This is a genomic window from Vibrio sp. SG41-7 (assembly GCF_014164465.1).
In the GTDB taxonomy this organism is placed as follows: Bacteria; Pseudomonadota; Gammaproteobacteria; order Enterobacterales; family Vibrionaceae; genus Vibrio; species Vibrio splendidus.
In genome coordinates this window covers 21,294-27,293 of the sequence record NZ_JACJFF010000069.1, presented here as the reverse complement: position 1 = coordinate 27,293, position 6,000 = coordinate 21,294, and the positions used below count along the sequence as shown (strand labels likewise).

The following is a 6,000-nucleotide window of genomic DNA, read 5'->3' as shown; positions in this document are numbered from 1 at the left end:
GGGGTTCGAGCGACTAGGGTCAGTTTTACCGCCGCAATTAACCTTATTGATGCGCAATTACGTTGGTTAGCTTTAAGTCCAGACGGAACTCTACCTGTAAAACTGAAAAGGATGAGAGACAGTTTGAGTCACTTCATTCTTCCAGATAAAAGAAAGGACCGAACGTTTCCACGTTCAGTCCTCTTTGTCCCAGCCAAATATCCGTTCAGGTTCAAGCAATAATGCTTATCCGAACGGCATTAATCACAGAGGACGGGCTTTAGTCTTAATTTCCACGAATCACTGGGTGATTACGGGAGCAAGCGAAGTGTGTTTGGCTTGTTCTTTTGTCTCTCTATGAAGACGTGTCTCTTGTTCTCAAGAGTCTGAAAGAACTAGGCGGTTTTGGTGACGCCTTTTGCTTCTTTTTCTTCTTCTTCATCAGCAAGGTCGATATCGCCTTTGCCTTTTGAAATTTTGATAACGTAAGCCGCAACACCGAATGCACTCACCACACCGATGATGGTTGAAAGCTGCATTGGTAGACCGAAGCCCAGCTGGCTATTGTTCAAGATGAATGTGATGCACACAGACGTCATGAAGATAGCTGGAACCGTTGTTACCCAGTGCAGTTTGTTGTGACGAAGTAGGTAAGCTGAAGCTGTCCACAGCATCATGACTGCTGTTGATTGGTTAGCAAAACCGAAGTAGCGCCAGATGATACCGAAATCTACTTGAGTCAGGATGCCACCAAGAACGAATAGCGGTAGAGCCATCAGTAGTCGGTTACGCAGTGTTTTCTGTTCCATGTTGAAGTATTCAGCAAGGATAAGACGGCTTGAACGGAACGCTGTGTCACCAGAAGTGATAGGTAGGATAACCACGCCAAGGAAAGCAAGGATACCGCCAAATACACCCAGTAGGCCAAATGAAGCGCTGTATACCACGTTACCAGGGCCGCCGTTTGCAATCGCGTCAGATAAAGATTCAACTGAACCGAAGAATGACAGAGCAAGCGCACACCAGATTAGAGCGATGATGCCTTCACCAATCATTGCACCGTAGAATACGAAGCGACCGTTTTTCTCATTTTCCATGCAACGCGCCATTAGTGGAGACTGAGTTGCGTGGAAGCCAGAGATAGCACCACAAGCGATGGTGATAAATAGAGCAGGCCAAAGCGGTAGATCGTTAGGGTTCATGTTAGTGAACATGTCTTTCATCTCGAAGCCACCCATGATTTGGTGCTCGTCAGACAGACCAATCGCAGTGATTAGGCCAACAGACATAAAGATAAGCAGTGCACCGAACAGTGGGTAGAAGCGACCAATGATTTTATCGACAGGGACAATCGTTGCGATGATGTAGTAAGCAAAGATGATGACAACCATGGTGCTCGTCGACATTACGAAATCAGTTTGGTCGTTCACTAGGTTAGTGATCATGCCTGCTGGAGCCGAAACGAATACCACACCAACAAGAAGCAGTAGAACAATGGCAAAGATGTTCATAAAGTGTTTTGCGCCATTGCCTAGGTAACGTCCAGTGATGGTTGGAACTGAAGCGCCACCATTGCGGATAGATAACATACCTGAGAAGTAGTCGTGTACGGCACCTGCGAAGATACAACCTAGCACGATCCAAAGCATTGCTGCTGGGCCGTAAAGGGCACCCATGATAGGGCCGAAGATTGGACCTACACCTGCAATGTTAAGCAGTTGAACTAGGTAAACCTTTGGCGTCGACATTGGAACGAAGTCCACGCCGTCTTGCTTGGTGTGAGCGGGTGTTTGACGCTTTTCATTGATACCGAAAATCTTCTCGATAAAGGCACCGTAAATAAAGTAGCCACCAATGAGTGCTGCAACACAGGTAAGAAACCACATCATAATTTGTTATCCCTGAATGTATTAATTAAGTCAGGGTGTATATTAAAGGAGTGTATGAGAAGAAACTTCCGCTATGAGAGTGAGTGGTCGAATAGCTAATTAAGTGGTGTTATAACTGATTGAGCGGTTTGTTCTCTTGCTTAAGAGGGCAACAACATACAATGAGTGGACATCAGTACGTGTTCAGCGGAGAATCGCCACAAAGGCAGCGCTTCGTCAGGAAGTGGTGAAGTAACAATATAAAGGATTGAAATGAAAAAAATAATAGCACTATTCGCCGTGGCATTTAGCCTTGCAGGATGCAGCGCCAATGTTCAAGATTTAGCGGCCGAAGGCAATTGGCAAGAGATTGGCTATCGTGACGGTATCAAAGGTAACACTCAACGTTCTTACCAAGAGATGACTAAGCTTGGAACGGTAGATCAATCAAGCTACAGCAAAGGTTACTATCTAGGTGTTACAGAATACTGCAACCCAAACCATGCTTATCAAATTGGTTTATCTGGCCAGGTTTATGAAGGCGTTTGTTCAGGTACGGAAGACGCTCAACGTTTCCGTATGGAATGGCAGCGCGGCTGGGATGAGTTTTCTAACGACTACTAAGCTCAAGCTAGCGATTAGAAATTAAAAAGACCAGTGCCGTATGTGTACTGGTCTTTTTGTATGTCGTTAAAGTAGCTGTCTAAATGAGAAGCCACAAACCAAATTAAGATTACTGATTATTCTCGACTGCTTTTCTCAAGAAGCCATTTTGTTGATCAAGTTGAGCCTTGGCCAGTTCTAAATCTAGCCCTGTTAGAATCATCAAAATAGATAGCTTCACATCATAATCGGTGGTTTTAAGTGTCGAAACTGCAAGGGCTTTGTCACACTCCGTTGCTTGGATTACGATACGAGCTGCGCGGGCAACCAATTTTTCATTGGTCGCTTTTACGTCGACCATCAAGTTCTGGTAGCTCTTACCAATACGAATCATGCTGGCAGTGGTCAGCATGTTGAGCACCAATTTTTGCGCGGTACCTGATTTGAGGCGTGTGGAACCGGTTAAGGCTTCTGGGCCAACCACTGGGCTTATCGCGATTTGAGCAATCTCAGCGATCGGAGAGCCAGGGTTACAAGACAGCGCAACCGTCACCGCACCAATCTGATTGGCGTAGTTGAGTGCACCAATTACGTAAGGTGTGCGGCCACTAGCCGCGATGCCTACCACGACATCATTTTCTGAAAACTGAATTGCATTCAGATCTTCAATACCGAGAGTCAGCGAATCTTCCGCGCCTTCTTTGGCTTTCAAAATCGCTTCGGGTCCGCCAGCAATGAGACCGATAACCATCTTGTCTGAAACGCCAAAAGTCGGTGGGCATTCTGAGGCATCTAACACACCTAATCGACCACTGGTACCTGCACCCATATAAATCAGTCGGCCACCGTTTTGAAAGGCATGAGCGATCTTATCAACCGCTTTCGCGATCTGTGGCAGTTCCGCTTCGATCGCTAAAGGCACTTGTTTATCTTGTTGGTTAATCTTTTCAACCACTTCGAGAGAGGTGAGCAGATCAATATCCATAGTGTCAGGGTTTCTCCCCTCCGAAACGAGGTGCGAGAGCGCTGATATGAGAGCGTCGTTACTCATAATGATCCTTAAATGGTAATTCTAAAATGATGGTTCTAAAGTTTTTAGTCAGCACGATAGAGAACGCCTAGAGAGGCTGCTCTGCTTGCGCCGGTCACTTCTGGTAAATTGCTTGGCAGTTGATGAACATGACGTTGGGCAAGCCACGCAAAGGCCATGGCTTCCATATAATCGGCATCAACACCTTTACTGGTGGTTGAATCAACTTCCCAACTCGGAAGCAGTTCTGCCAACCTTTTCATCAACAATGGGTTTCGTGTACCACCGCCACACACATACAGTGCAGGTTGGTTACCCAAGCGATAAGTTCCCACTTCATTGGCTATCGTCAATGCGGTGTATTCACAAAGTGTGCGCTGAACATCTTCTGCTGCAAGGTCTTTAAATTCTGTAAGTTGTTGTTCTAGCCACGGTAGATTAAACAGCTCTCTACCAGTGCTTTTCGGTGGCAGTTGAGATAGATAAGATTCACTTAGAAGCTGTTCGAGCAAGGCTTGATTCAGTTGGCCTTTAAGCGCAAATTGCGCATCACGGTCAAACTTTTCCCCCGTGTGTTTATCTACCCAAGCGTCCATTAACATATTGCCCGGGCCAGTATCATAGCCAAGCGTAGGATGATTAGGGCGCAATACTGAAATGTTCGAGATACCACCAATATTCAACAACACAACTGAGCTGTCTTGCGGGTGAAAGATCGTATGGTGAAACGCTGGCACTAATGGCGCACCTTGCCCGCCAAGCGCCATGTCTTTACGTCGGAAATCAGCGACTGTTTGAATCTGTGTTTTAGCGGCAATGATATTGGCATCACCCAGCTGCATGGTAAATGGCGAATCACCCGTTGGCTGGTGGAATACCGTTTGGCCATGATTACCAATCGCAGTCACGGATGATGCTGGTGTACCTGATTTGTCGAGAAGTTGCAGAACCGCATCAGCAAATAGATGACCAAGCTGGTGGTCGAGTTCACCAATGGCAATCAAATCCGTTTTCTGACCAATACAAACCTCAAGCAGACGGGCTTTTAGATCATCTGGCATAGGGAACTCATCATGAGCGAGTAATGTGATACCAGTGTCTTCTATCGAAACTAAGGCCGTATCAACGCCGTCCATACTCGTTCCCGACATCACACCGATATACAGTTCTTTATGATCCATTCCTAAGCACTTGCCCTGCATTCTTAAAGTCTTCCACAGATTGGTTTAAAAACATTGTAAAGCAACTTTAAAGAGAATAATCTCGGGAAGTTTATGAAATTAGGTTTAATAAGGGATAAATATGGGACCGTTGTGGGTAGATGTTGCGGGCTATGAGCTAACAGCTGAAGACAGAGAAATTTTAGAGCACCCAACTGTTGGTGGTCTCATCTTATTTGCTCGAAACTACCACGATAGCAAACAGCTTTCGGCGTTAAACAAAGAGATCCGCAAGGTAGCGAAACGTCCTATTTTGATTGGTGTTGACCAAGAAGGCGGCCGAGTTCAGCGCTTCCGCGATGGATTTTCAATTATCCCTGCCGCTCAAGAATTCGCGACTAAGAATAATGGTGAGCAGTTAGCAGAACAAGCCGGTTGGTTGATGGCGGCGGAATTGATTGCCCATGATATCGATCTGAGCTTTGCGCCTGTATTAGATAAAGGTCACGACTGTAAAGCGATTGGTAGCCGGGCGTTTGGTGAAGATATTGATACCATCGTTCGCCACAGTAGTGCTTTTATTAAGGGCATGAAATCGGTTGGAATGGCGACAACAGGCAAGCACTTCCCAGGACACGGCGGTGTGATTGCTGATTCGCACCTTGAAACGCCTTACGATCCTAGAGACGACATCTTTGAAACCGACATGGCCATCTTCAAGGCTCAAATTGAAGCTGGAATATTAGATGCGATGATGCCTGCGCACGTGGTTTTTTCGCACTATGATGATCAGCCAGCGAGTGGCTCTGAGTATTGGTTGCAGAAAGTATTGAAGCAACAGCTTGGATTTAAAGGCTTGGTGTTCTCTGATGACCTAACTATGGAAGGTGCTGCGATTATGGGTGGGCCAGCCGATAGAGCGAAGGCTGCTCTGAATGCAGGGTGTGACATGGTGCTGATGTGTAATAAGCGAGATGCACAAATTGAGGCTCTTGATCACTTAGCGATTCAAGAGGTGCCTTTAGCCAACTCATTGCTTAAAAAGCACAGCTTTGATTTATCGACGCTTCACTCGGATAGTCGATGGAAAAAGGCCTCAGAGCAAATTAAGCGAATGTTAAACGCTGGGTGATAAATAAACACTCTATAAGTTTGAAGAAGGCGATATGAGAAATATCGCCTTTTTTGTATGTGTGGGGCGCGGTTTAAACTGGTTTGTGTATCAGAGTGAATTAAAGAGGCTGTGTAAATTATAATTTACAGTAAATGTTTTTTATTGTTTACACTTGCAATCGTTTTTGTAGCTGTTATTGTGTTTTTAAAGATTGTTAGCCCAAATGGAAATGTTGGGTGTAAAAAT

Annotated in this window: 5 protein-coding genes and 1 pseudogene; 3 read left to right on the top strand and 3 right to left on the bottom strand. The window is 45.6% G+C overall.

Going from position 1 to position 6,000, the window contains the following annotated elements; translation table 11 throughout:
• Nucleotides 1–222: pseudogene (locus H5300_RS17340) on the top strand (IS4 family transposase); the annotation flags it as partial.
• Nucleotides 223–374: 152 nt separating this feature from the next.
• On the opposite strand, the gene H5300_RS17335 reads toward H5300_RS17340, so the two are convergent.
• The gene (locus tag H5300_RS17335) at nt 375–1,868 is read right to left on the bottom strand and encodes a carbon starvation protein A (RefSeq protein WP_004735049.1); all 1,494 of its coding nucleotides are present in this window, start codon (nt 1,866–1,868) and stop codon (nt 375–377) included.
• A 252-nt stretch (nt 1,869–2,120) separates the two neighbouring features.
• Here H5300_RS17335 and H5300_RS17330 point away from each other — a divergent pair, with 252 nt between their 5' ends.
• Nucleotides 2,121–2,471 carry a DUF2799 domain-containing protein gene (locus H5300_RS17330; RefSeq protein WP_004735048.1) on the top strand — a complete coding sequence of 117 codons (351 nt, stop codon included), beginning with the start codon at nt 2,121–2,123 and terminating at the stop codon, nt 2,469–2,471.
• Nucleotides 2,472–2,580: 109 nt separating this feature from the next.
• Here H5300_RS17330 and murQ read toward each other — a convergent pair whose 3' ends face one another.
• Together murQ and H5300_RS17320 are read right to left on the bottom strand one after the other, a co-directional pair.
• On the bottom strand, nt 2,581–3,501 hold the full coding sequence (gene murQ / locus H5300_RS17325) for an N-acetylmuramic acid 6-phosphate etherase (RefSeq protein WP_017077730.1): 921 nt from the start codon (nt 3,499–3,501) through the stop codon (nt 2,581–2,583).
• 44 nt (nt 3,502–3,545) lie between these two features.
• Entirely contained in the window at nt 3,546–4,661 is a 1,116-nt protein-coding gene (locus tag H5300_RS17320) for an anhydro-N-acetylmuramic acid kinase (protein ID WP_108196453.1), read from the bottom strand.
• Between the two features lie 121 nt (nt 4,662–4,782).
• On the opposite strand from H5300_RS17320, the gene nagZ reads away from it, so the two are divergent.
• Nucleotides 4,783–5,772, top strand: coding sequence for a beta-N-acetylhexosaminidase (nagZ, locus tag H5300_RS17315; RefSeq protein WP_004735045.1), 990 nt, complete (start codon nt 4,783–4,785; stop codon nt 5,770–5,772).
• The last annotated feature ends 228 nt before the right edge of the window (nt 5,773–6,000 follow it).

What these genes read in the sequence shown, in the direction of transcription:
- H5300_RS17335 (WP_004735049.1), bottom strand. Translation starts at nt 1,868, where the DNA reads ATGATGTGGTTTCTTACCTGTGTTGCAGCACTCATTGGTGGCTACTTT.
- H5300_RS17330 (WP_004735048.1), top strand. Translation starts at nt 2,121, where the DNA reads ATGAAAAAAATAATAGCACTATTCGCCGTGGCATTTAGCCTTGCAGGA.
- murQ (WP_017077730.1), bottom strand. Translation starts at nt 3,501, where the DNA reads ATGAGTAACGACGCTCTCATATCAGCGCTCTCGCACCTCGTTTCGGAG.
- H5300_RS17320 (WP_108196453.1), bottom strand. Translation starts at nt 4,661, where the DNA reads ATGGATCATAAAGAACTGTATATCGGTGTGATGTCGGGAACGAGTATG.
- nagZ (WP_004735045.1), top strand. Translation starts at nt 4,783, where the DNA reads ATGGGACCGTTGTGGGTAGATGTTGCGGGCTATGAGCTAACAGCTGAA.